This window comes from Micromonospora sp. NPDC048835 (assembly GCF_040649995.1).
Lineage (GTDB): Bacteria > Actinomycetota > Actinomycetes > Mycobacteriales > Micromonosporaceae > Micromonospora.
Genome location: NZ_JBEZGM010000001.1, coordinates 540318 through 564353, shown reverse-complemented (window position 1 = coordinate 564353; position 24036 = coordinate 540318). Strand labels below are relative to the sequence as shown.

The following is a 24036-nucleotide window of genomic DNA, read 5'->3' as shown; positions in this document are numbered from 1 at the left end:
CGGTCACCTGACCCGGGGTCTGCCGACCCGGGTCCTGCGACGCCAGGACACCGAGGGGTCAGTCCCGATCGCCACCCCGACGCCGTGTGTGACGACGAGGCTGGCGGATCCTCCACGGACGCTCGGCTGACGCGTCCGAGCCGCCAGCGCGGCGATCTCCTCCTCGCGCACCAGCTTGCTGAGGTCGATCGCCCGCACCGCGTTCGCGACGGTGCTCGGCAGCCGATGGCGAGCCTCGCGCGCCTGCTCAGCGTTCTCCGGGGAGCCGTCGCGGCACCGCGCCAACTCCTCGCGCACCGCCGCGTTGGACAGCAGTGGCACCAGATTCACCTGGCACGACGTCATGCGGTAGACGTACGTCAGGTCCAGGCTGTTGCGGTCGCCGATGGTGACTCCACGACAGTTCCACAGGTTCACCCAGTGATCCTGGTGAAGCGTCGAGGCCGCCTCCAGCGTCACGTCGGCTGACTCGCGAGCGGGTTGCGGGCTGCTGCGCTGCCAGGCCGTCCAGTTCCAGACCGGGTCCGCACCGTCCATGTCGATGAGTTCGGCCACCTCGATGATCGGGCTCTCCACCACGCACCGGTGCTCGACCCTCAGCCGATTGTGCGCTCCCCACAGCACGCCGACGGAGTCGCGGACCTGCACGTCAGACACCGGGCCGGCTGGCATGTGCCCGTCGATCTCACCCCGTGCGTCCGGCGCCACCACCGCGGTCGGCCGTAGCCGCTCGACATCGTCGGCCAGCGCGACAAGTGTTGTCAGCCACTCGTCGAAGGTGTCCGCGCCCGCAGGTGCCCGCTGGAGGGCGAGGGCCTCGGCCAGCACGCAGCTGACGGTACGCAGGCACGCCTCCGGGTCGGTCGGATGCAGCTCACGCAGCTCGTCGGCGAGGTCCGCGGTGACCCGTACCGCCGGCAGTGCCCGGACCCGCTCGACGAGCTCCTCCACCTGGGACATCCGCCTGTCCACCAGCCGGTGCCACTCGGCGGTGAGGTCCAGGTCGGTCACGGCGTCCGCAACCACCTGTGAGGGCGCAACCTCCAGAACGGGCCTGACCAGGTCGTCACCCATGGTCCGCGTGACCACGATCCGCTCCAACTCCAGTTGCTCCGGCTGGTCAAGGCGGCCCGGCTCGTCGTACGGACAAACGATCTCGGTCTGCAGGTCTGCCAGTGCGCTGCCGTCGTCGACCTCTGCGAAGGCGTTACCAGGCAGGTGGTCCTCCAGATCTGGCGGCCCGTCGTCAGCAACGACCGCGTCACCGGACAGGTCCACCAGGCCCCACACTCCATCGTCAACAACCGCATCAGCGGGCTGGTCGTGGAGGGAATGCCGCGGAGCCAGGGGCCATCGCGCAGGGCGCTCCGGCGGTGCTGAGACCTCCGGCGCTCTTGGAGGTTGCGGAACTTCTGCGGCTTCGGTGATGTCTGGAATCATGTTGCGGCGGTTGAAGTGGGCAAAGTCCATCGCCACGCCCGATCACGATCGTCCTCCGACGGGCCAGCACCGGCTGGGCCGAATACATCGTAGGCCGGGGAAAGCCCGGGTGCCCGGTCCACTCCGGAACGACGTGGGAGACCTCGTAGAACCCCTCGGCCAGCCAGCGCGGCACGTTCTCATGGCCCTCGCACTGTGCACAGCCCAGCCGCATCGCCTGCCACCATGGCTGGCCAGCCCGAGCAGATCGTCGGTAGACGCATGCCCGCGAACGAGGCAAGCTCCTCCCGCCCTGGCCGACCGGGCCGCCTGCCGTGACCATCGTGGAGGCGGCCCGGTCGCCCTGATGTCTCAGCCGCGGGCGGACCCGGTGCCCTCGGGGGTCACCAGGATCATCCGGCGACGGCGGGCAGCGAACACCAACACGCCTCCGACCAGCAGCGCCGCGATGCCGACCCCGCCGACCAGACCGGCCTGCGGCCCGGTGACCGGCAACCCACCGTCACCGTCACCGTCACCGCCACCGCCACCGGCATCCCCGCCGCTCTTCGCGGCCAGCACCACGGCGAACCCGTCCTGATTGTCACCAGGGTCCACGTCGGTCACCCGCACGGCGACGGCGTTCGCGGGCAGCTCGGTCCGCGCAGACGTGGAGCGGCTGTTCTTCGCCTGCTCGGCGAGGCTCTCCACCCGCACGCTCGCGCCCCGCATCGTGGCCGGGGCGGTGGCGGCTCGCGCAGTCGTCACCAGGTTGTACAGCTCGACCGCTGAGTGGACGCTGTCGTTCGGGTCGGTGTCATCGGCTGCCGGAACAAGTGTGAGGCTCCGGTAGGTGCAGACTGCCGACCGCCCGGCGTCGCCGAGCACACACTGGGCCGGCTGCCTGGTGAAGGTCACCCCCCTGGGCAGCCGGAGCGTGACCCGTACTCCGTTGACCGCCTTCCGGCCCTGGTTGGCGACGGTGTGCCAGACGGCACCCGTATCCCCCGGGGTCAGCGTTCCGGTGGGCTCGGGGATGCCGTCCGCGCCGACCCGCACCGACTTCCGCACATCTCGGGCCACCACCGAGAGGTCCGCACCGGGCTCGTCGACAAGCGTCAGCGGGAACTGCCTCGTGTTGTCGGCCGGATTCGCGTCCTGCTCGGGCCGGATGGTGACCGAAACCTCGAACCTGCTCAGATAGGGTGCCGTCGCGCGGACGATCGCGTCGATGGGAACGTCGGCGGTCTCGCCCGGCCCCGGAATCAACTCCGGGGACAGTTGGCAGTAGAACCCGCCGAAATCGCCGTCGCACTCACCCACGCCACCCGCCGAGTGCCACAGCAGGGCAACCGGCATGGGATCAGGGCCACCCGGCGGCTGGCGGACATTGACGATCACCTCGCTTGGGGTCGCGTCGCCCAGATTGCTGATCTTCAGGTAGACGACCTTCCTGTCGACCCCCAGCGGGATCCGAGTCCCGGAGGCGTCGACAACGAGGTCCGGCCCTCTCTTCGCGGCCATGGCGGGGACGGCGAGGACGGCCAGCCCACCGAGGAGGAACAGCGTGGCGGCGACAGTTCGCAGAAGCCGCCGGTGACCAGAACGCATTGCAGCACCTTTCAGTGCGGGGGGACAGTCTCCCTGAGAACGCTATCGGGAATCGACCTCCGTGAGTGTCGGCTTGCCAGCTCGGTTCGGCCGTACCCACACCGCCGTGACCATGTCCCGACCGGGACCGTCCAGATCAGGCGTCTTCGTGCTCACGCGGCAACGCTGTCGTCGACCCGTCCCGCATCCCCAGCTCGGCCGGATAGCTGTCGAAGCGCTTGAGGCCGAACTTCCGCACCGCCACGGCCCACGGGTTGTGTGTGGCCACGTGGACCAGGTGCTCGAAGTGGGACAGATACGTCTCACCGCGCTGGGCGCGTCCGGCGAGGATGTAGGGCTCCAGGATGCGCCATGCCTGCCGGGAGCGATAGCTGACCGTCCCCACCAGAAGCCGCGGGTCGACCGCCGCGAAGGCCAGCATCTGGCCCAGACCGTTGTAGTACAGGGACAGCCGGACCACCTGGTGGCGGGCCTCGGCCGGGAGGTCGCTGACGCTGGGACCAGGTGCCGGGTGCCGGACGGGCAACTCGTTGAGGACGAAGTCCTCAGCGCGAAGGAACTCGTCGGTGGACCGGTCTCGGGTCAGCAGTTCGATCGCGACGAGAGTCTGGTTGGCGGTCTGCGCCGAGCGCAGCTGACGTAGGGCGAAGACGACCGTCACGACGACCGCGACCGCGGAGCCGCACGCCGCCACGACATCCGCCAGATCAGATATCACAAGGTCCGAGGGTAGAGGGTCGGGGCGAGCGTGCCCGACGTCGACCAGGGCGGCGCGGGGCCGTCACAACCAGTCGTGTTCGCGGGCGTAACGGGCCGCTTCGTGGCGGGTCCGGGTCTGCGTCTTGCGCATGGCGTTGGAGAGGTAGTTGCGGACGGTGCCCGGAGCCAGGTGGAGCCGAGCGGCGATGTCGACGACCGAGTAGCCCTCGCCGGTGACCCGCAGGACGTCGGCTTCACGGTCGGTGAGGGGGTTGTCCTCGGTGACGGCGAGCGCGGACACGTCCGGGTCGATCCAGCGCTTTCCCGCGTGCAGGGTGGCGATGACGGATGAGATGTGCGCCGGTTCGGCGGACTTGCTGACGAAGCCCTGGACGCCGAGCTTCAGCGCCTTGCGCAGCACGCCGGGGCGGGCGTGCCGGGTCAGCATGAGGATGACCTGCTCCGGTTTCGTGCGGCGGATCTCGGCGACCGCGCCGAGGCCGTCCACGCCCGGCATCTCCAGGTCGATGACCAGCACGTCGGGCCCGTGCCGCAGGGTGGCCTCGACAGCACTACGGCCGTCGGACGCCTCGGCGAGGACGGTGACGTCGCCCTCCATCGGCAGCAGCGCGGCCAGGGCCGTACGCAACAGCGCCTCGTCGTCGGCGAGCACGATGGTGGTCATCGGCCGTCACTCCGTTCCGCGCCGGCCCGCACGGCGGGGAACGTCGCCGCCGTGCGGAACCGTCCCTGCTGCTGTTCCACGGCCAGCTCCCCTCCGTCACCGGCGATCCGTTGCCGCAGTGCCGCCAGTCCCCTCAGTTCGGGGTGCGCGGTGGCGGCCGCGCCGTCGTTGACGATGGTGATGCCCGACGTGGCGAGTGTGATCTGCACCTGGGTGGCCTGGGCGTGTCGCAGGATGTTCGTGGTCGTCTCGCGCAGCACCTGGCCGAGCAGTTCGCCGACGCGGGTGTCGACCTCGGCCTCCCGGGTCACCCGGACCCGGATGCCGGCGGCCTCGAACAGGTTCTTCGCGTTCTCGATCTCCGCGGTCAGGTTGAGCCGACGTTGCGCGTAGGCGAGCTCCTTGGTCTGCGCGATGGTGTCGCTGACGAGCGCATACGTCTCCCCCAACTCTTTCTCCGCCCGAGCGCTGTCGCTGAGCAGCAGTCGCCGGGCCAGGGCGATCTTCAGCTTGACCACGTGCAGGGTGTGGCCCTGGATGTCGTGCAGGTCGCTGGCGAACCGTACGCGCTCCCGGACCACGGCCAGCTCTGCCGCGCTCTCCCGGGTCTGTTCGAGCTCCCGGATGAGGTCGTAGAACCGCTCGCCCACGATGGTGAAGACCGTGACGACGATGGTGAGGGCGGTCGGGACGAGAACGTACGTGACCAGGACGTGGCCGACGTCGTCCCGCTGCACCAGGAGCCGCGCCGCGCCGACGGTGGCGACGTAGCCGAACAGCCCGGCCAGCACCAGCTTCCGGTGCCGTCGCACCTCGCGCATCGCGAGCGAGCCCACGGCGCAGACGCCCCAGTAGGCGTTGGGGCTGCCGCTCACCAGCACACCGAGGGGCCAGACCGCCGCCGCCACGGCCAGGCAGGGCAGCGCGACTCGGGCGAGGTCGTTTGCCGTCCAGCGTTCGAAGGCCACCACCGCCGCCGCGGCCCCCGGCGCCAGGATGATCAGGTGCCACCAGGTACGCGCGTCGGTCCAGAGCAGGATCACCGCGGCGAACACCACAGGTGGTAGTGACGTGGCGAGGTTGAGTCGGCGCAGCCTTCCCTGCGTCGACTCGGTGAAGCGCGGCGCTGTCGCGGTCACCACCTCAGTATCCGGCAGCCAGGGACCCCGACCAGTGACACCGCGTCACATGGGGTGATGACATGACGCCACTGACGGGTGGGCCGCGCCCGCGCTGTCATGGGTGCATGTCCACCACACCTGTCATCGAAGTCGAGCGGCTGAACCTCACCTATGGTGACTTCCACGCCGTGAAGGATGTTTCCTTCGAGGTACGGCCCGGAGAGCTGTACGCGCTGCTGGGCACCAACGGGGCCGGGAAGACCTCGACCCTGGAGGTCGTCGAGGGACACCGGCGGCCGACGTCGGGCTCGGTACGCGTCTTCGGGCACAGCCCCGACGACCGGCGAGCGGTACGTCCCCGGATGGGCGTCATGCTCCAGGAGAGCGGATTCTCCCCGGACCTCACCGTCCGCGAGTCCGTCGGTCTGATCGGCCGGCTCACCCGACGCGCCGACGACGTCGACCGGGTGCTCGACCTGATCGACCTCACCGGCCGGGCCGGCCGCAAGGTGTCGCAGTTGTCCGGCGGTGAGAAGCGGCGGCTGGACTTCGCCACCGCCGTCTACGGCACCCCGGAGCTGATCTTCCTGGACGAGCCGACCACCGGCCTCGACATCCAGTCCCGCGACGCCGTCTGGGCGACCGTGGACCGGCTGCGCGAGAACGGGGCGACCATCGTGCTCACCACGCACTACCTGGAGGAGGCGCAGCAGCGCGCGGACCGCATCGGGCTCATGCACCAGGGCGCCCTGCATCGGGAGGGCACGGTCTCGGAGCTGACCCGCTCCCTGCCGGCGGTCATCCGCTTCTCCCTGTCGGCACCGGTGCCGACGCTGCCGGTGCGGGCCGCCGTCGGCGCGGACGGCGCGGTCGTCATCGAGACCTTCGAGTTGCAGAAGGACCTGCACCTCCTGCTCGGCTGGGCGCAGGACGAGGCCGTGGACCTGCGCGACCTGGCGGCGGGGCCGACCCGGCTCGACGACGTCTTCCGCGCCATCAACAGTTGATCCGCTTCTCCGAGAGGTGCACCACGATGTTCTCCATCGCGTTCAGCGAGCTGATCCAGATTTTCCGCAACCGGCTGGTGCTGATCACCAGCCTCATCATTCCGGCGGCGGTCTCCGCGTTCTTCGTCCGTCAGCACGAGACCTACGCCGCCATCGGGAGCCTCGGCTACATCGCCGCGATCGTGATGTTCACCGTGGCCGCCTTCGGGCTCTACGCCACGGCCGTCACGACCCTGGCCTCCAGGCGTCAGAATCTCTTCCTCAAGCGGCTGCGCTCCACCGCCGAGGGCGATGCCGGCATCCTCGCCGGCCTGCTGCTGCCCGTACTCCTGCTCACCGTGGTGCAGGTGACCGCGATCCTGACCGCTCTGGCCGTGGTCGCCGGCGGACCGGCGAACGTCGCCCTGCTGGTGGTGGCGGTCCTCGCGACCGTGGCCATGATGGTCGGGTTGGCGCTGGCCACGGCCGGGCTGACGAACTCCCCGGAACACGCCCAGGTCACCACCCTGCCCGTTACCCTCGGTGTGATCGCCGTGGCCAGCTGGGTCGGCATCTCCGGCACCGAGAACCTCGCCTGGCTCAAGCGGCTGCTGCCCGGCGGAGCGACCACCGAACTGACCATGAACGCGTGGAACGGCGGCGTCGCCGTGACCGACTCCCTGCTGCTGCTCGCGCCCACGCTCGGCTGGGTCGTCATCGCCGTCGCCCTCGCCACCCGCCTCTTCCGCTGGGAGCCCCGCCGATGACCATCGAGCCCCGGTCGGACACCCCGACCCTGGTGGAGGATCTCCTCCTGCTGCTGTTCCAACCCGCATCCGGAACCATCGCGGGAGAGAACACGCTCTTCTACGTCCTCGGCGGAGCCGTCCTCGCGGACCTCGCCCTCGGGGGTCACCTGAGCACGACGGACCGAGGGCGGGTCAGCAGCGTGGCCGATCACCCGCCGACGGACGACCTCCTGCGCTCGGCGTGGAACTACCTGGCCGAGAAACCCCGAGGGGTGCAGACGGCACTTGCCGCGATCGGTCCGCCTCTGCGCGGGCCGGTGTTGGAACGGCTCATCGCGCGGGGCGACATCGACCAGGAACCCCGTAGGGTGCTCGGGTTGTTCCGGACGACGGCCCTACGCGACGGCCGGACCGAGCGCCGGGCCCGCCTGCTCGCCGACGTTCGGCGGGTCCTCGTGGACGGCGCTGAGCCGCAGGCCCGGGTCGCCGCGCTCGCGGCGCTGCTCTCGGCGAGCGGGACGCTCCCGCAGTTCCACCGGGAGATCCCGTGGACGTCGCCGGTGATCAGCCGGGCCAAGGAGTTCGAGCAGGGCGACTGGGGCGCCGACGCCGCGGGTGCGGCCGTGACCCGCACCGTGACCGCCACTGTCGTCAACAACGCCGTCGCGGCCATCACCGTGCTTCCCCGAGGCTAGCGGCCCGCGCCTCCCGCAGGTCGGCAGCCGTAGGAGACGGTTGTCCCCACCAGCAACACGGCCCCTGCGAAGAAGTAGGTGTTGATGCCGACGCCGATCCAGAACTCGTCCGTGGGAATGTCCGCCACTCCCACGAAGCCGCCGCGCCGGACACCTGTGACCATCAGGAGGTTCTCCACCATTCCTGGAACACCCCGGACGACGAGCAGCGCGCTGCCGGACAGCAGCGGCGTCAGCAGCAACCACCGGGGTAGGCGCCGAGCCCACGGCCGGACGGTAGCGAGGACGACGGCTGCTCCGATCGCCGACATCGAGATGAGCACCACGTTGAAGATCACGTAGGCCCTCATGTCCCACGGCCCGTCACCGGTGGGGTCGTCTCCGGGGACGAACACCAGGATCACGTGGGACACCACAAAGAAGATCAACCACGCGAGGGCACCGTACGCCCAGCGACGACCTCTACAGGCAGGCATGTCCGCACCCTCGCCGTGCCAGTGCCGTGACACCTCCCTCCCTGGAGGGGCGTCGCTCCTCCAGGGAGGGAGGTGTGGTTGGGGCATCACGTGCACCACCGACGCCCGGTGCCCCGACCGGGTCAGCATGGCCGGAGACGCCGCGGCTCCTGGCGGGGTTGTCGACAGGTGACCGTGGCGACGCGCGCCGGGCTCTCTCCCACCTCTGGGAGGAGTCGTCTCACCAGTACGCGATGGTGGTCCAGCGGCGATGCCGGCCCACGAGCCGCGGCAGGGAGGCCACGACCAGGGCGCTAACCAGAAACGTGCCCGTCGGAGACGCCGGAGTCCAGAGTCGCCAGTGCGTGTCCAGCGGTGCTGTCCACGTGATCAGGGATGGCACCCTCGTGGCGGTCGCCGGTGGTGGAGGTGCCGGTCGGCTCGAACATCAGGATCGAGCCGCCCGGTGAGGACGGCTTGTGTGGGGTGCCCCTGGGAACCACGAAGGTGTCGCCCTGCCGCAGGACGACTGTGTGTTCCTGCCCGCCCTCGTCGCGGTAGGCCACATCGAACTGGCCGTCCAGCACCAGGAAGAACTCGTCGGTGTCCTCGTGCACGTGCCAGACGTGCTCGCCCCGGGTGTGGGCGATCCGCACGTCATAATCGTTGATCCGGGTCACGATCCGCGGGCTGTAGACGTCGTCGAAGGACGCAAGCGCCTCGGACAGGTTCACGGCGGCCAGGGTGGCGGGAGTGATCGACATGAACCGAGTCTCCACCAGGACCGCCACTCCACCTGCCCTCGTCTACTCCCCCGGATCTGTAAACAACCCTTGATATTAGGCGTTACGAACGTCAATATGTGGAGGTCGCGGGTCGTCGAAGCCTGGGGAGTCAGCCATGAGAAGCCGTCGAATTTTCGCAGTGGTCGCCGGGGCGGCGATGACTCTCACCGCCGCCGTCGCCTTCGTCCCCAGCAGCATGGCGGCCGTCTCCTCGGCCAACGCCGGCCCGATGGTCGCCTGCACCGCACCGGCCTGGGCCGAGGGCGCCACCTACCAGACGGGTGCCCAGGTCACCTACAGCAGCCGGCTCTACCAGGCACTCGTCACGCACACCGCGCACCCCGGCGCCGGCTGGAACCCGGCCGCGACCCCGTCGCTCTGGCGGGACCTGGGCGCGTGCTCGGGAGGCACACCGCCGCCCACCACACCGCCGCCCACCACGCCGCCGCCGACGACCCCGCCACCCACCACGCCCCCACCCACCACTCCTCCCCCGACCACGCCGCCGCCGACAGGTGGGACCTGCGCGGTGAAGTCGCGGCCCACCGGCAAGGTGCTGCAGGGCTACTGGGAGAACTGGGACGGCGCCTCCAACGGTGTTCACCCCGGCCTCGGCTGGATCCCGATCACCGACAGCCGGCTCGTCCAGCACGGCTACAACGTGATCAACGCGGCGTTCCCGGTGATCCGCTCGGACGGCACGGTCCTCTGGGAGAACGGCATGGACGCCGGCGTGAAGGTGGCCACCCCGGCCGAGATGTGCCAGGCCAAAGCCGCCGGCGCCACCATCCTGATGTCGATCGGCGGAGCTGCCGCAGGCATCGACCTGAGCTCCAGCGCGGTCGCCGACCGGTTCGTCGCGACGATCGTGCCGATCCTGACGGCCTACCACTTCGACGGCATCGACATCGACATCGAGACCGGCCTGACCGGCAGCGGCAACATCAACACCCTGTCCACGTCGCAGGCCAACCTGATCCGGATCATCGACGGTGTGCTGGCCCGGATGCCGTCGAACTTCGGCCTCACCATGGCTCCCGAGACGGCCTACGTCACCGGCGGCAGCGTGGTCTACGGCTCGATCTGGGGCTCGTACCTGCCGATCATCAAGAAGTACGTGGACAACGGCCGGCTCTGGTGGCTCAACATGCAGTACTACAACGGCAGCATGTACGGCTGCGCCGGCGACTCGTACCCGGCGGGCACCGTGCAGGGCTTCACGGTGCAGACCCAGTGCCTGAACAACGGGCTCACCATCCAGGGCACCACCATCCGGGTGCCGTACGACAAGCAGGTCCCGGGCCTGCCCGCGCAGATCGGGGCCGGCGGCGGTCACCTGTCGACGTCATTGGTCACGCAGGCGTGGAACTCCGTACCCGGCCTCAAGGGTCTGATGACCTGGTCGGCGAACTGGGACGGGTCGAAGGGGTGGACCTTCGGCGACAACGTGAAGCGCCTCCAGGGCCGCTGACCGGCGACTGGCCTACCGCCAGCCGGCCTCACGGCTGGCGGTAGGCCACCCCTGCCGAAACACCCGCTCAGTCCAGCTTCGGCTGTTCGTACAGTTCCCTGGCGGACAGGTTGGCCACCGCGCTGCCGTCCGCAAGGTGGACGGTCAGTGTGGTCGTGTTGCTGTTCGACTCATCGAGGCCCTCGGGGTACCAGGCGCCGAAGTAACCGTCGTGAACGGTTGCCCGCGCCGTCCGGGACGAATCGCCGTCCTCGGCCCACAAGGTGATCTCCACACTCGTCACCTGTGCGCCAACGTGTCCCGCCATGATCCGGACGTAACCTTCGTCGGTGCGTAGTTGACCCCACGAGTACAGCTCGACACCCCCGGCGCCGAGCCGCTCGGCGCTGGTCAACACGGTGAGGATGCTGGTATCTGTCACGACTCCGTCGCGATCGCGGAAGCACGTCTGGCTGCCAGCCGGCGTCACGGCGTTCACGTACGCGTACTCGCCGCGTTTCTCACCGATGACCACCCTCGCGACGCTCGCCTCCTGGGCTGGTAGGCATTTGCCGACGAGGTCGCGTGCCTCGGTATCCGAGATCGGGCTCGGTTGGGCTGTCCACGACGCGAACGCGGGACCAGCGTTGACGAGTGTCAGGGTGAAGGCGACAGCGGCGGCGAGCGCTCCGGCCGCGCCGGCGAGCGCCAGGCGAGGCCGACGGTGCGGCGCGCGCGCTGGTGCTTGGCGTGGTCGCCGATCAGTGGCGACGATCCGCTCGAGCAGTTCTCGCGCGGGTTCCTGCCCGACGCGGGCGGGTACCGGGACCCCGGCAGAGCGGATTGCCTGGTCGAGGGCATCGTCGTGGGTCATGCGGAGCCTCCGCGTCGGGAAGGGCCGGCTGGTGCGGGGACGTGTGCGGGTTCGCTGGTCGGCTGCTGAGCAAGATGCTGACGCAGGCGGCGGCGGGCGCGCAGCAGGCGCAGGCTGAACGCGGGCCGGGAAATGCCCAGTACGTGTGCTGCCTGCGGCCCGGTGAGGTCTTCGATCGCGGTCAGCGTCAGCACTTCCTGATCGGCGGATGACAGGCGCTGCCACGCCTCGACCAGGTCGACGCGGGTAGCCGCGAGGTCGGCCTCGGCGCTGCTCGGAGCATCGGGTTCCCGCAGGACACGAAGCGCGAGGCTCTGCTGCCGCTGGTCGCTGCGCTGCCGATTGCGCAGAACATTGCGGGCGACGGTGAACAACCAGGCGCGGGCCTCGTCGAGTGATTCCGGTACGTCATCCAAGCGGCGCCACGCTATCAGGAACGTCTCGGCGACCACGTCGTCGGCTACGGCGAGGTGCGCACGGCGTTCGACGAAGAGCAGCAGATCGTCGTACGCGGCCTCGAACAGCTCACGGAAGGCGGCATCGGCATCCGCGTTCGTTGGATCCACACTCTTCCTCCTGGGCGGCGCGTTGCGTCTGCCGGTCACTGTCGTCGCCGGCCCAGAACCAACCCGCGGACCACGGGGGCGAGCGGGCGCTCGACGAACCGATGGACGAGCCAGGCCGCCGCCAGCAGGCCGAGCACGGTGCCGCCGATCAGTATCGACGCGGGGAGGCCGGTCTCCTCGTACGCGGTGCGGATCACGCTGTATCCAATGCGTGGGTGCAGAAGGTAGAAGGGGTAGCTGAGCGCACCAGCGGTGGCCAGCCAGCGCATGCTCACCCGGTCGGTGTAGCCCAGCGCGATGATGAGCATCAAAAGGTACACCGCGGTGAGCAGTACCGGTGCCGGCCAGACGGGCACCTCGAAGCCGGGCTTCAACTCCAGGGTCCGCTCGTGCACGCGCTGCAGGCTGACCAGCCACGCGGCGAGCAACAGCACCCACAGCCATCGATCGGATCGGTTGCGGCGAAGCAGGAACAGGGTGATTCCGGCGACGAAGTACGGCGCGAAATCGGACATCACCACCTCGTCCAGGGCGGCACCCCGGAAAGCGGGCATGATCACGGCGACGGCCAGCCACACGGCACCGAACATCTTTGCTCCCCGATCGGTCAGCTTGGCGGCAAGGACGCACGCCGCGATCAGATAGAACCGGAGCTCGATCCAGAGGGTCCAGTACACGGTGTCGACCAGGGGCGTGTTGAGAGGCTCCGCCAACATGGTCAGGTTGACCAGCACGCCCCACCCGTCCGGCTGCTGCGGAAACGGCAGCCCGCCGTTGATCGGCAGCACTGCCGTCACGACTGTCGTGGTCACCACACACACCCAGAACGCCGGGTAGAGTCGCGCGGCGCGGGAGGCAGCGAACTCGCGGACGGTGCGCCCCCAGCCGCTCATCAGGATCACAAATCCGCTGATCAGAAAGAACGTCTCGACGCCGAGGAAGCCATAGATCAGCACCGGTGCCGCGTCCGGCAGGAAGTATGCGGGCGGGTGCACCCCGTCCAACCTCCAGGAGTCGCCGAAGTGGTATCCGGCCACCGCGAGAGCACAGATCAGCCGCAACCCGTCCAGCACGGCCAACCGTGGCGCCCGCCCGGGAGGGCTGCGGAGCGGCAGCGGCGTCGGCGCGCGGTCGAGCATCGCGGTCGTCATACTCTGCTCCTGTCCTGGACACACGACTGCATCCAGGACTGACATGTGCAGCACCGCGTCAAGTGCTACAGGTGATCACCGTCACCACCCTCGTACGAAGCCGGGCCGGTATCGCGAACCGAAACCCGGTCCCGCTGCGATAGGTAGGCATGACCGCCCAGGACGACGCCGACCTCCTGGCCCTGACCGCAGGCGGCGACCGGAACGCGTTCGAGGCGTTCTACCGCCGGCACGCGCCGTGGCTACGTCTGCGCCTGTGCTACCGCTGCGCCGACGACGCCCTCGTCGACGACGTCGTACAGGAGACGTTCCTGGCCGTGTGGAACGGCGCCGCGGCCTCGTTCCGACCCCGCGACACCGACCCTGCCGCCTGGCTGTGGCGGATCGGGTCGCGCCGACTCATCGACGCACTGCGTCGCCGCACGTCCCGTGACCGGCTCGGCCGGCTCCTGGCCCGCCTGCGCGGCGGCGACGAGTCGTCCGCCGAGGAGCAGGTGCTGATCGGTCTCGAGCACGGCGACCTCGGCGGTGCCCTCGCCCGCCTCTCGCCCGAGTTGCGCGCGGTCATCCGCGCCACGGTCCTCGACGGCCTCTCCACCGCCGAGGCCGCCGTCCTGCTCGGCATCCCCACCGGCACCGTCAAGACGCGGGCGATGCGGGCCCGCCGGCAGCTGCGAGAGGAGTTGACATGACCTGGCACCTGCTCGACGAGGACATCCGCGCCTATGCCAGCCGTACCCTCACCGCCCCTGGTCTGTGGTCCACGGAGGCCCACCTGGCCGCGTGCGGTGCGTGCCGCGAGCGCCTCGCCGTCACCGCCACCGCCGGCCCGGGGTCGGCGGTCGACGGAGGCTGGGCCCGCCTCGACGCCGCCCTGGACGCGCCGCGACCCGGCCCTGTCGAACGGGTGATGATCGCGGTCGGCGTTCCCGACCACACCGCGCGGCTGCTCGCGGCGACGCCGGCGCTGCGGCTGTCGTGGCTCGTGGCGATCGCGGTCACGGCGGTGTCGACGGCAACGGTCGCCATGTTCACCGATCCGCTCGTGTTCCTCGCCGTGGCCCCGCTGTTGCCGCTTGTCGCGGTCGCGGTGTCGTTCGCTCCCGGCATCGACCCCACTCACGAGATCGCGGTGGTCGCGCCGATCCGCTCGTTCCGGTTACTGCTGCTGCGGTGCCTCGCGGTCCTGGCCGCGACCACCGCGCTGTCCGCCGTGGCCAGCCTCTTCATCTACGAGTACGGCCTGCGCGCCACCGGTTGGTTCCTGCCGTCGCTCGCCCTGACCCTGCTGTCGCTGCTGCTGTCGACGCGGCTCGGCGCGGCAGCGGCAGCGGTCGTCGTCGGCGTCGGCTGGGCAACGGTGGTCGCCGCCACCTTCGGCGAACGGCTCGTCTTCACAGTGGCCGGGCAGGTCGGCGCCGTGCTGGTCGGCGCAGTCGCCGCCGTGGCGCTGTCCCGTCAGCGCGGCACCTACGACCGTCACCACGTCCCCACCCTGATGAGGAGAATCCCATGACTGCCGTTCGGGCAGCCGGCCTGGCGCTGCGGTACGGGCGCACCACAGCGCTTGAGAACGTGTCATTCACACTGCGTACCGGGGTGACCGGGTTGCTCGGTCCGAACGGCGCGGGCAAGACGACGCTGCTGCGGATCGTCGCGACCGCCCTGCCGGCCGACGGCGGCACGCTGCGGGTCTTCGACCACGACCCGAGCACACCGTCCGGGCGGCTCGCGGTCCGGCGGCTGCTGGGCTACCTGCCGCAGGACCCCGGCTTCCACCCGTCGTTCACCGCGTTCGAGTTCGTCGACTACGTCGCGATCCTCAAGGAGCTCACCCACCGGTCGGCGCGGCACGCCGAGGTCGCCCGGGTGCTCTCCGCCGTCGGCCTCGACGACCGACGGCGATCCCGGATCCGGACCCTGTCCGGCGGCATGAGGCAGCGGCTCGCGCTGGCGGCCGCCCTGGTCGGCGACCCGGACCTCGTCATCCTCGACGAGCCGACGGTCGGCCTCGATCCGGAGCAGCGGCTGCGGTTCCGGGAGCTGATCGCGGACCTCGGCGAGCGCAAGACGGTGCTGCTCTCCACCCATCAGACCGAGGACGTCATGTCGCTGTGCCAGGAGGTCGTCGTCCTCGACCGGGGTCGGGTGCGGTTCGAGGGCACCCCGGCGGAGCTGGCCGCACTGGCCGCCGGGCGGGTGTGGACGAGCGCGGAACGGCAGGCCGGGGCGTTGGCGTCGTGGCGCACGGGCACCGGGCTGCACCGGCACGTCGGCGACCCGCCACCCGGGGCTGCGCTGGTGGAGCCGTCGATCGAGGACGGCTACCTGACGCTTGTCGGCGCGGACGCGCCGGTGACCGCGGGCGGCGCGCGATGACCGCGACCCTGACGGCGGACGCGCCGACCCGTCCCACGCCGTCGTCCAGCAACGGGCGTCGGAAGGCGCTCCTCGCACTCGCCCGGTTCGAGTCGATCCGGATGCTGCGACACCCGCTCACCATCGCAGCGTCGCTCCTGTTCCTCGGCCCGTGGCTGTGGGGCTGGCTGTCCGGCTCGGCCAACAGATATCCGGTGCTCCCCGATGAGCTGATCACCATCCAACTGCTCGCGCTGCCGATCCTCGGTGGGTCGGCGCTGATCGTGGCGAACCTGGTCACGCTACGGGCGAGCCGGCACAGGGTCGACGCGTCCTACGACGTGCTGGTGCTACCGCCCGCGTGGCGGGTGGGCGGGTTCCTGCTGGCGCTGCTCCCGCTGGCCGGCCTCAGCCTCGTGCTCGTCGGGGTGCGGGTCGGGGTTTCCGCGGTCCTGCCGGGCGCGGCCGGAAACGCCGACGTCGCCACGTTGGTGACGCCAGCAGCGCTGACCCTGCTCCTCGGTGCGGCCGGGGTGCTTGCCGGCGTCCTGATCCGCTCCGCCCTGATCGCCCCACTGCTCGTGTTGCTCGTCCTGGTGGTGGAGTTCGCGGCGATCACCGTGGCGATCATCGACGCCGGGTGGCGGTTCCTGCTGCCGGTCTACATCAGTGAGTTCCTGGCTCCGGTGCCCGCCGGCGTCGCCGACCGGCCGGCGGCCCGGCACCTCGTCTACCTGGTCGGGATCACCGTGCTGCTCGTCACGGCGGTGCTGGCCCGGACCAGGGCGCGGCGGTCGGTCGTCGCGGCCGGGCTCGCCGTCGGGCTGATCCTCGGCGTCGGCGGTGGGCTGGCCCAGTCGCGACCCGACCCGGGCATCGCGGCGGCCCGCGCGACTGTCGAGGACCGGGCGGCGAGCATCCAGTCGTGCGTCAGGCGCGACGACGTCACCTACTGCTACTTCGACGGATTCGACGGATTCGTCGCCGGCTGGGAGTCGGTGGTGACCTCGGTACGGAAGGTCGTACCGGACAGCGCCACCGTGTCCGGGCCGCCGCTTGCGGTGCGGCAACGGACCGCGCTCGACGAGATCTCCGCACAGGGGCAGGCCGGTTCTGTCGCCGAAGACATGCGCACGGTGGCCGGGTGGAAAGCCGAGGACGCGGCGGCGGGCACCCCGGAGGCGGTGCGGGTGGGCACCGGGTGGGGCGACGACCGCTCAGCCGCCGTCCTCGCCTCGGGGGTGGCGTACCGGCTGATGGCCGGGCAGGCGCACGACGGGGGGAACTATCTCTGCGGGGCGCGGGGGGCGCTCCTGGTGTGGCTGGTCGGGCGAGCGTCGCCGACCACCCTGGCCGGAGTGCGCTCGCTGGACGAGTCGAGCACCGGCGCGCTCGTCTTCGCCGACTACTCCGCCATGTACGGCATCTCGGCGCAGGACCGGGCGGCGGCGTCGGCGTTGGCGCTGTTGGAGCGGCCGGCTGACGACAAGGTGGTGGTGCCGCTCGTCGAGCGGCACTGGGCCGAGCTGACCGCACCCGACACACCGCTGGAGCGCTTCGGCGCCATCTTCGGGGTGCCGGTCCAGCCGCCGTCCGAATATCAGGGTGAGCTTCCGTGCACCGCCTGAGCCGAATGTCCAGCGCAGACCCCGTCGGCGCTGCCGCGCCGGGGCGGGGCGGGCGACTGCGGACGGCAATGGTGCTGGTCTGGCCGACGCTGCGGGCGACGCGGACTGTCCCGCTGCTGGCGGCCGGGATCGCCGGGGTGGCAATTGTGACCCCACCGGCCGTGACCGGGTCGCTCCTGCCCCTCGACGAGCACATCACGTTGCTGCGGTTGGCGATGGCCTGCATCGGCCTCGGCGTCACGTTCGCGCTCGACGACGCCGCAAAGCCCACCACGGAGACCCTGCCGGTGCCGGCCTGGCTCGGCGCGCTGGTCCGAGCGGTCGCCGTCGCGCTCGTCGGCGGCGCGTGCTGGGCCGCGGCACTGCTGGTGACCCGGTCCGGGCGGGAGACGGCGGCACTGCCGTACGCGGACCTGACCCGCGAGGCCGCGACAGTCACGGCGGTCGCGTTCCTCGCGGCGGCGGTCGGCTGGCGGCGTTCGTCGCGCGGGATCGGCAGTCCACTCGCCGCCCCGATGCTGTTGTCCGGGGTGACCGTGGTCGCGTTGCTGCCGACCCCGGTGGCCCTTCTCGTCGGCATGGGCGACACCTGGGACCCGGCCCACGACCGCTGGATGGTGCTGTTGGCAGGATCATCGGTGGCGACCGTCGGGGTGCTCACCGTCCGCCGGTCTACCCGGGCGAGGCTGAGCGTGAGGCTCTCCGGCCCACCGCGAAGTAGGTAATTCTTGCCGATGTGCGGCCATTGCCGTCTTGGCACGATCGGACCTGACGGGCGTGGATCCAGCGGTTCAGCCACGCCCGGTGTTCCGATCGTCCCTGACCGCAGAGAGGGCTTCAGGATGGAGAACATGACGGAGGCCGAGGAGGCAGGCATCGACCTGTCCGCCCCGGTGCTCAGCCGCCACCGCGTCACGGTGACCGCCTCGGCGGAGACCGTGTGGCGGATCCTCACGGACGTCGACGCGTGGACGACCTGGCTTCCGGAAGTCCCGTACGCACGCATCGAAACGTCCGGCCCGTTGGCGCCGGGCTCCGTGTTCCGCTGGTCGGCGGCGGGCATGGAGATCGAGTCGACGATTGTCCAGGTACGGTCACGGGAACGCCTCGTGTGGCGGGGACACGGTGGCGGACCGGACGGCGTCATCGGCGTCCACGTCTGGGCGCTCACTCCGGTCGACGCCGGCGTGCAGGTGTCCACCGAGGAATCCTTCGCGGGCCCGCCCGTCGACGCCGACCCCGCGTCGTTCCAGGAGGGTCTCGATGTCACCCTCGCCGATTGGCTGGAACGACTCAAGCGCACCGCCGAGCAGGCGGCTGCCTGATGAGACACCGTGTGATCGCCGTCGCGGCGGTGGTGGCGGCAGGTCTTCTGGGCGTCGCCGGCGCACCAGCTCGGGCCGAGGCCGCTCGTGACGACGGCCCCGACCGCGCCGCGCTGCGGTGCGCGGGAAAGACCGTCGACAGCGCGGCGAAGATCCGCTATCGGACCGAGACGGTGATCGCCGCTCCACTACGCACGGTCTGGAGGATCCAGACCGACGTGGAACGCTGGCCGGTGTGGCAGACGGCTGTCCTCTCCAGCAAGCGGCTCGACCGTGGCCCCCTGCGTCCCGGGTCATCGTTCCGTTGGACGACGCCGGTGCCCGAGACCCCGTTGAGCCCCGCCACGACGCTCATCGTCACGTCCACCGTCCGGCAGCTCGAGAACCAGAGGTGCCTTCGGTGGAACGGGCCGGCGATCGGTGCGGGGCTGAGCATCGACGAAGGGGACCACGTGTGGACCTTCACCGAGGTCGACGGCCGGGTTCTCGTGCGCACCGAGGAGACGTGGCGCGGTGGCCAGGTCGAGCAGGACGTCGCGTACTCCACCACGGCTCTCCGCGCGGGTCTGGAGACGTGGCTGACGGAGCTGAAGACGCTCGCCGAACAGGAGTGTGAGCGGGCCCGACGCTGACGCGACTCGACGGCCCCGTCGGTCCCGTGCCGGCGGGGCCGTTCGTCGCTCGACGGACCGGCTCGGTCAGCGGAGCAGTTCGCGTAGCTGCCGGCGGGAGGTGATGCCCAGCTTGCGGTAGAGGTTGCGCAGGTGGGCGTCGATCGTGCGCGGGCTGACGAACAGCAGCGCGGCGACCTCCTTGGTGCCTGCTCCGGAGGCGACCTTGCGGGCCACCAGCAGCTCCCGTGCGGTCAGCCCCACGAGCGGGTCGGCGTGGTCGGCCAGGGTCGGTTCGCCGATGGCATCCAGCTCGCGGGCCGCGCGAGCGGCGAACCCACGCGCGCCGATGGTGGCGAGCAGATCGTGCGCGGCACGCAACTCCACCCGCGCCTCGGCGCGGCGGCCGACCCGTCGCAGCCACTCCCCGTGCAGGAGGCGGGCACGCGCGTAGTGGACCCGCAAGCTGGTTGCGGCGAAACAGTCGATCGCCGCACGGTAGTGCGCCTGCGCGCCCAGCCCGGGATCGAGCAGCGCACACGCCAACAGGTGCGCGCCAGTCGTCCACCCGTTCGGGTTGATCCGCGCCACGGTGCCGATCCACTCGGCCGACTCCTTGGCGTCTTCGGGACGTCCGGCGTACACGGCGGCCTCGACCAGTTCGTGGTGAGAGGCGGTGACGGCGTACGCGCCACGCCCCTGCTGGTCCCGCACGACAAGCAACGCGTCCAGCGCGGCCTCGTGATCGCCGATGCCGTTGCACAGCACGCCGTTCGCGTAGTGCAGCGCGGTGAAGTTCACCCCGAACCAGCCACGCAGCTTCTCCTGGATCTCCCGGAACCGGTCGGTGTCCCCGCTCCACGCGGCGAGCATCAGGTCGGACCCGATGAGGTTCGACGTCCCCGCGGCCTCGTCGACCGCACGCGCCTCGGTGATGCAGGCGTACGCGTCGGCGAAGCGACCCACGATCATTCGGGCGGTCGCCTGGAAACGCAGCGCGTGGGGAAGGATCGCGTAGGCAGCCTGCGCCCGGGCGAGTTCCACCTGACGGTCGGTGATCTCCTCCATGGCGTCGCTGTCGCCGAGGTCGACACTCAACACGCAGGCTCGTTCCATCCACCACGGATCCGCGTCGGGCGTGCGGGAGTGCTCCCGGAAGGCGTCGACCGTGCGGCGCATCAGGGGCATCGCCTCGTCCACCGGGCAGAGGTTCTGCACGACAAGAGCCTGCAACAGCAGGTCGACCGGACGCGGGGACACACTCTGCGGCACCCGCTCCCGGATGTGCAGGGCGAGCCGCCGCAACCTCCCGGGTTCGTCGACGCTGAACATGAGCGACGCGAAGGCTTCCAGGTAGGTCTCGCGGACCTCATCGGGTCCCATGCCGTCCGCCGCGTCGATGAGCGCGATCGTGGCCGGGATACTGCGCGCCACGTGATAGTCGATCGTCGCGCGCAGCAGCCGCGCGCTGCAACGGTCGGCCGGCTCCGGCTGAAGGCGCTCGGCCTCGTCGACCAACTCCCGGGCGGCAGCGTGTGCCCCCGACCTCAACCGTGCCCGAGCCGCCGACAACAACCGGCGGGCCTGCCGTGACCGGCCCGGTGTCAGTCGGGCCGCACACTCGAGGAACGCGGCCGCGGCCGCGAGTCCACCGCGGCGCCGCGCCCGTCCCGCCGAACGCTCCAGCTCTGCCGCGGTCTCCTCGTCCGGGCCGTTGATGGCGTTCGCCTGGTGCCAGGCGCGACGGTCGGGGTCGACGTCGACGTCCGTCCCGGCGGCGAGTGCCGCGTGTGCGTGCCGTCGCGCCCCGGCACCTATCGAGAGGTACACCGCGGAACGTGCCAACGGATGTGGGAAATGCACCCGGGCACCTGTCACCAACAGGCCGCTGTCCTCGGCTCCGGCCAGGTCCCCGGCGTCCAGCCCTCGGGTCGCCATGGCACGCCGCAGCAGAGCGAGGTCGCCGGTCGGATCCGCCGCGGCCATCGCCAGGACCGAGCGCGTCGGTGCCGGCAGCCGCAGGAAGCGACTCACGAAGCGGTGCTCCACCGCACCGCGCCCGACGTCCCCGGGGAGCCCGAACGGCCCGGCGTCGCGGGCGAACTCCACCAGGGCGAGAGGGTTGCCCGCCGCCTCGGAGAGGATTCGCTGCACGATCGATGCCTCGTGGCCGAACGGCGTCCGGTACCGCAGCAGGGTGATGGCCTCCGAGTCGGTGAGCCCGGTGAGAGTGAGGGTGGGTAGGCGTCCTAGCTCCGGCACCGAGGCGGCGTCACGGGCCGCGAAGACCATGGCGACCCGCTCCACCGCCAGGCGCGCCGCGACGAAGGCCAGGACCTGCCGCGAGCCGGCGTCGATCCACTGCACGTCGTCGACCGCGCAGAACACCGGCCGACGCCGGCCGACGGCACTCAGCAGCCCCAGGACGGCCAGGCCGACGAGCATCGGAGGCGGCGTGACCCCGGTGTGCAGCCCGAACACCGTGTCGAGCGCGCTCCGCTGCGGTGCGGGAAGCCCGGCACGGTGGTCGAGCACCGGCGCGCACAGCTGGTGCAGAGCTGAGAAGGGCAGTTCGCTCTCGAACTCGATACCACCGGCGCGCAGCACCTGCCATTCGTCGAGCGGCACAGCGGCCTCGTCGACGAGCGTCGACTTGCCGATCCCCGCGTCACCGAGAACGAGCACCGCTCCGCCACGGCCCGCCGCCGCAGCTACCGTCACCGCGGCGATCTCGTCCAGCTCCGTCCTACGTGCGACGAACCAACCCGACCTGATCTCGACCATGCTCCCTCCGGTCGTTCGTGCCGACCGATGGTATCCACAGTGGTGCCTCAGGCGGGGGGCTCGAACAGCTCCAGCTGGATACCGTCGGGGTCGCGGAGATAGAGGATCTTCGTGCCGGCCAGGGCACCCGCCTCGACGCCGTCGCCGTCCTGGAGCACGACCGGATCCGCGTTGACGTGCACGCCCCGCTCCACCAGGTCACGGTGCGCCGCGTCCAGATCGTCGACCTCGAAACACAGGTGCATGACCCCGACGTCGCAGTTGCGCCCGGTGAAGGGCATCGGTTGTGGGCTGTCGTACTGGATGAGTTCCAGCAGGACATTGTCACCGGCCAGCGCGAACGATGCCCGCATCGACGGGTTCTCGACCTCCACCACCGCACCGATCGCGGGGTTCGTGGCCGAGATCGTCACGCCGTTCGGCGCAATGCCGAGGACGTCCTCGTACCACCGCACCGACCGCTCCAGATCGCTTACCGGCACTCCAATGTGGTGCATTCTGGTGACTCCGCTCATGATCCCCATCGTGCGGGGCGGGGCGGCGCGGTGGAAGGCACAGATCTTCCGCGTACCGCTGGTACCACCCAGCTCCGACGACGATGGCGGATCATGTGGTCATGAGTGACCTCGGAGCTGCCCTGCGGGTCTGGCGGGACCGTACCGAGCCGGCCGCGGTCGGCCTCGCGAACGCATCCCCCCGCCGCGTCGCCGGACTACGACGCGGCGAGCTGGCGACACTGGCCGGCATCTCCCCCGAATATGTCGCACGCCTGGAACAGGGCCGGGCCGGGACTCCATCGGCGCAGGTGTGCGCCGCCCTCGCCCGCGCGTTACGGCTCTCCGACGAGGAGGAGGCGCACCTGATGCGCCTCGCCGGCTTCGCCCCGGCCCCGGACCGGATACCCTGCCTGATCCCCAGCAGCCTGCACCGCGTGATCGACCACCTCAGCGGCACCCCGGTGGCCGTCTACGACGCCGTGTGGCGGCTTCTGCACTGGAACGCACTCTTCGCGGCCGTCTTCGGCGACCCCACCGGTGCGGCCGCCGAGGATCGCAACGCCCTGATCGTCCAGTTCGAGTCCCGAAACGCTCGCGTCCGCCAGACCGACACCGAGCGTGCCTACTTCGAGCAGTCGTTGGTGGCCGACCTCCGTGCCACCAGCGCCCGCTACCCCAACGACCCCGACGTTGCGGCGCTTGTCGAGCGCATGGCCGGGAACGACAGGTTCCGCCGCCTCTGGGCGCTGCGCGCGGTGGCCAATCATGACAGCGCGCACAAGACCGCCGTACACCCGGAAGTCGGCGCCATCCCCCTCGACGCCAGCGTACTGGCGACTCAGGACACCGACCTTCGCGTCGTTGTCCTCACGCCTCGGCCCGACACCACCGCCCGCGAGAAGCTGGACCGACTCGGTTGACCGGGCCGGCTGACGCCGGGGTCGTGTCGCCCCGGGCGGGGATACTGGGTCGGTGCCGAACCTGGTCTTCTACGCCGCGGGCGACGACTGGACCGCGGTCCTCGAGGCCATCTTCGATCGTGGGATGTTCCGTGTCTTCGAGTCCGACTCGGAGCCGGACCGCGAGCTGCGAGAGTTTCGAGCCGCCGCTGAGGTGCCCGACGGCCCACGGGGGCGAAGCCTGGCGTTGTTCGTCGTCGGGTCCGGGCCGGAGCCCACGACCAGGCGGATCGACTTTCTTCCGGGCGTCTGTGCCGACAAGACGTTCCGGTACTGCTGCGAAGGCTGGGGTCTCATCCAGCTCCACTACGGCGGGCCCTTCGGGGCGCAGCAGTTGCGGTGGAGTCGCACCAACCACAACACGGAGAAACGTGCCGCGGCGTGGGCGACGACCCTGCCACGACTCGGTGATCCCGTCGCGTGGAACTGGGCGGCGGTCACCCGCGCCTCCGGCACGCTCAACCGGGTCATTCGCCGGATGGCGGTGAGCGCGGTCGGCTCGCACCCCGTGCTGCCACACGCCGCGCGGTTCATCGCCCAGGCCGGCTTGCACATCGAGCGTGGCCAGGGCCTTCACGCGGCTCCGCCCGCCGGCCTTCGGTAAGTCGTCCACCAGCCGTGCTGGGAC

General features: G+C 70.6%; 25 protein-coding genes. 13 read left to right on the top strand and 12 right to left on the bottom strand.

Annotation, left to right across the window (positions count from 1 at the left end; all coding sequences use genetic code 11):
- Positions 1–3: 3 nt before the first annotated feature.
- The 5 genes from AB0C15_RS02390 to AB0C15_RS02370 form a co-directional block, all read right to left on the bottom strand.
- On the bottom strand, positions 4–1278 hold the full coding sequence (locus AB0C15_RS02390) for a hypothetical protein (RefSeq protein WP_357347852.1): 1275 nt from the start codon (positions 1276–1278) through the stop codon (positions 4–6).
- A 513-nt stretch (positions 1279–1791) separates the two neighbouring features.
- Complete coding sequence (locus tag AB0C15_RS02385) at positions 1792–3030, bottom strand: hypothetical protein (RefSeq protein WP_357347850.1); 1239 nt, start codon at positions 3028–3030, stop codon at positions 1792–1794.
- 136 nt (positions 3031–3166) lie between these two features.
- The gene (locus AB0C15_RS02380) at positions 3167–3748 is read right to left on the bottom strand and encodes a hypothetical protein (protein ID WP_357347848.1); all 582 of its coding nucleotides are present in this window, start codon (positions 3746–3748) and stop codon (positions 3167–3169) included.
- Positions 3749–3811: 63 nt separating this feature from the next.
- Positions 3812–4414: a response regulator transcription factor gene (locus AB0C15_RS02375; protein WP_357347845.1), complete on the bottom strand. Its 603-nt coding sequence runs from the start codon at positions 4412–4414 to the stop codon at positions 3812–3814.
- A complete protein-coding gene (locus tag AB0C15_RS02370) occupies positions 4411–5553 on the bottom strand; it encodes a histidine kinase (protein WP_357347843.1) in 1143 nt (380 codons plus the stop codon). The genes AB0C15_RS02375 and AB0C15_RS02370 overlap by 4 nt, the downstream gene beginning before the upstream one ends.
- Before the next feature lie 107 nt (positions 5554–5660).
- Here AB0C15_RS02370 and AB0C15_RS02365 point away from each other — a divergent pair, with 107 nt between their 5' ends.
- Genes AB0C15_RS02365 through AB0C15_RS02355 form a run of 3 tightly spaced genes read left to right on the top strand, consistent with a single transcriptional unit; the run spans position 5661 to position 7965 of the window.
- Complete coding sequence (locus AB0C15_RS02365) at positions 5661–6542, top strand: ABC transporter ATP-binding protein (RefSeq protein WP_357347841.1); 882 nt, start codon at positions 5661–5663, stop codon at positions 6540–6542.
- Between the two features lie 26 nt (positions 6543–6568).
- The gene (locus AB0C15_RS02360) at positions 6569–7288 is read left to right on the top strand and encodes an ABC transporter permease (RefSeq protein ID WP_357347839.1); all 720 of its coding nucleotides are present in this window, start codon (positions 6569–6571) and stop codon (positions 7286–7288) included.
- Positions 7285–7965, top strand: a complete 681-nt coding sequence (locus AB0C15_RS02355) for a GPP34 family phosphoprotein (protein WP_357347837.1) — start codon at positions 7285–7287, stop codon at positions 7963–7965. Before AB0C15_RS02360 ends, AB0C15_RS02355 begins: the two co-directional genes overlap by 4 nt.
- Here AB0C15_RS02355 and AB0C15_RS02350 read toward each other — a convergent pair.
- Positions 7962–8441 carry a hypothetical protein gene (locus AB0C15_RS02350; RefSeq protein WP_357347835.1) on the bottom strand — a complete coding sequence of 160 codons (480 nt, stop codon included), beginning with the start codon at positions 8439–8441 and terminating at the stop codon, positions 7962–7964. The two genes, AB0C15_RS02355 and AB0C15_RS02350, sit on opposite strands and share 4 nt — an antisense overlap.
- A gap of 293 nt (positions 8442–8734) precedes the next feature.
- Positions 8735–9184, bottom strand: coding sequence for a cupin domain-containing protein (locus AB0C15_RS02345; RefSeq protein WP_357347833.1), 450 nt, complete (start codon positions 9182–9184; stop codon positions 8735–8737).
- 136 nt (positions 9185–9320) lie between these two features.
- On the opposite strand from AB0C15_RS02345, the gene AB0C15_RS02340 reads away from it, so the two are divergent.
- The gene (locus AB0C15_RS02340; RefSeq protein ID WP_357347831.1) at positions 9321–10676 is read left to right on the top strand and encodes a glycosyl hydrolase family 18 protein; all 1356 of its coding nucleotides are present in this window, start codon (positions 9321–9323) and stop codon (positions 10674–10676) included.
- A 67-nt stretch (positions 10677–10743) separates the two neighbouring features.
- Here AB0C15_RS02340 and AB0C15_RS02335 read toward each other — a convergent pair whose 3' ends face one another.
- Genes AB0C15_RS02335 through AB0C15_RS02325 form a run of 3 tightly spaced genes read right to left on the bottom strand, consistent with a single transcriptional unit; the run spans position 10744 to position 13246 of the window.
- Positions 10744–11529 (bottom strand): hypothetical protein, encoded by a 786-nt coding sequence (locus AB0C15_RS02335; RefSeq protein WP_357347829.1) that lies wholly within the window; start codon positions 11527–11529, stop codon positions 10744–10746.
- The gene (locus tag AB0C15_RS02330) at positions 11526–12095 is read right to left on the bottom strand and encodes a sigma-70 family RNA polymerase sigma factor (protein ID WP_357347827.1); all 570 of its coding nucleotides are present in this window, start codon (positions 12093–12095) and stop codon (positions 11526–11528) included. Before AB0C15_RS02330 ends, AB0C15_RS02335 begins: the two co-directional genes overlap by 4 nt.
- Positions 12096–12130: 35 nt before the next feature.
- Positions 12131–13246, bottom strand: a complete 1116-nt coding sequence (locus AB0C15_RS02325; protein WP_357347825.1) for an acyltransferase — start codon at positions 13244–13246, stop codon at positions 12131–12133.
- Between the two features lie 149 nt (positions 13247–13395).
- Here AB0C15_RS02325 and AB0C15_RS02320 point away from each other — a divergent pair, with 149 nt between their 5' ends.
- From AB0C15_RS02320 to AB0C15_RS02290, 7 genes are all read left to right on the top strand, one after another.
- On the top strand, positions 13396–13938 hold the full coding sequence (locus AB0C15_RS02320; RefSeq protein ID WP_357347823.1) for an RNA polymerase sigma factor: 543 nt from the start codon (positions 13396–13398) through the stop codon (positions 13936–13938).
- The gene (locus tag AB0C15_RS02315) at positions 13935–14762 is read left to right on the top strand and encodes a hypothetical protein (protein ID WP_357347821.1); all 828 of its coding nucleotides are present in this window, start codon (positions 13935–13937) and stop codon (positions 14760–14762) included. The genes AB0C15_RS02320 and AB0C15_RS02315 overlap by 4 nt, the downstream gene beginning before the upstream one ends.
- A complete protein-coding gene (locus AB0C15_RS02310; RefSeq protein WP_357347819.1) occupies positions 14759–15625 on the top strand; it encodes an ATP-binding cassette domain-containing protein in 867 nt (288 codons plus the stop codon). The genes AB0C15_RS02315 and AB0C15_RS02310 overlap by 4 nt, the downstream gene beginning before the upstream one ends.
- Positions 15622–17232: a hypothetical protein gene (locus AB0C15_RS02305; protein WP_357347817.1), complete on the top strand. Its 1611-nt coding sequence runs from the start codon at positions 15622–15624 to the stop codon at positions 17230–17232. Before AB0C15_RS02310 ends, AB0C15_RS02305 begins: the two co-directional genes overlap by 4 nt.
- A 5-nt stretch (positions 17233–17237) precedes the next feature.
- Positions 17238–17957 carry a hypothetical protein gene (locus tag AB0C15_RS02300; RefSeq protein WP_357347815.1) on the top strand — a complete coding sequence of 240 codons (720 nt, stop codon included), beginning with the start codon at positions 17238–17240 and terminating at the stop codon, positions 17955–17957.
- 126 nt (positions 17958–18083) lie between these two features.
- Positions 18084–18557: an SRPBCC family protein gene (locus AB0C15_RS02295; RefSeq protein ID WP_357347813.1), complete on the top strand. Its 474-nt coding sequence runs from the start codon at positions 18084–18086 to the stop codon at positions 18555–18557.
- A complete protein-coding gene (locus tag AB0C15_RS02290; RefSeq protein ID WP_357347811.1) occupies positions 18557–19189 on the top strand; it encodes an SRPBCC family protein in 633 nt (210 codons plus the stop codon). Before AB0C15_RS02295 ends, AB0C15_RS02290 begins: the two co-directional genes overlap by 1 nt.
- A gap of 66 nt (positions 19190–19255) precedes the next feature.
- Here AB0C15_RS02290 and AB0C15_RS02285 read toward each other — a convergent pair whose 3' ends face one another.
- A complete protein-coding gene (locus AB0C15_RS02285) occupies positions 19256–21952 on the bottom strand; it encodes an AAA family ATPase (protein ID WP_357347809.1) in 2697 nt (898 codons plus the stop codon).
- Positions 21953–21999: 47 nt separating this feature from the next.
- Entirely contained in the window at positions 22000–22467 is a 468-nt protein-coding gene (locus tag AB0C15_RS02280; RefSeq protein WP_357347807.1) for a VOC family protein, read from the bottom strand.
- Between the two features lie 101 nt (positions 22468–22568).
- On the opposite strand from AB0C15_RS02280, the gene AB0C15_RS02275 reads away from it, so the two are divergent.
- Both AB0C15_RS02275 and AB0C15_RS02270 read left to right on the top strand, forming a co-directional pair.
- Positions 22569–23369: a helix-turn-helix transcriptional regulator gene (locus AB0C15_RS02275; RefSeq protein WP_357347805.1), complete on the top strand. Its 801-nt coding sequence runs from the start codon at positions 22569–22571 to the stop codon at positions 23367–23369.
- A gap of 52 nt (positions 23370–23421) precedes the next feature.
- On the top strand, positions 23422–24012 hold the full coding sequence (locus AB0C15_RS02270; RefSeq protein ID WP_357347803.1) for a hypothetical protein: 591 nt from the start codon (positions 23422–23424) through the stop codon (positions 24010–24012).
- Positions 24013–24036: the final 24 nt, after the last annotated feature.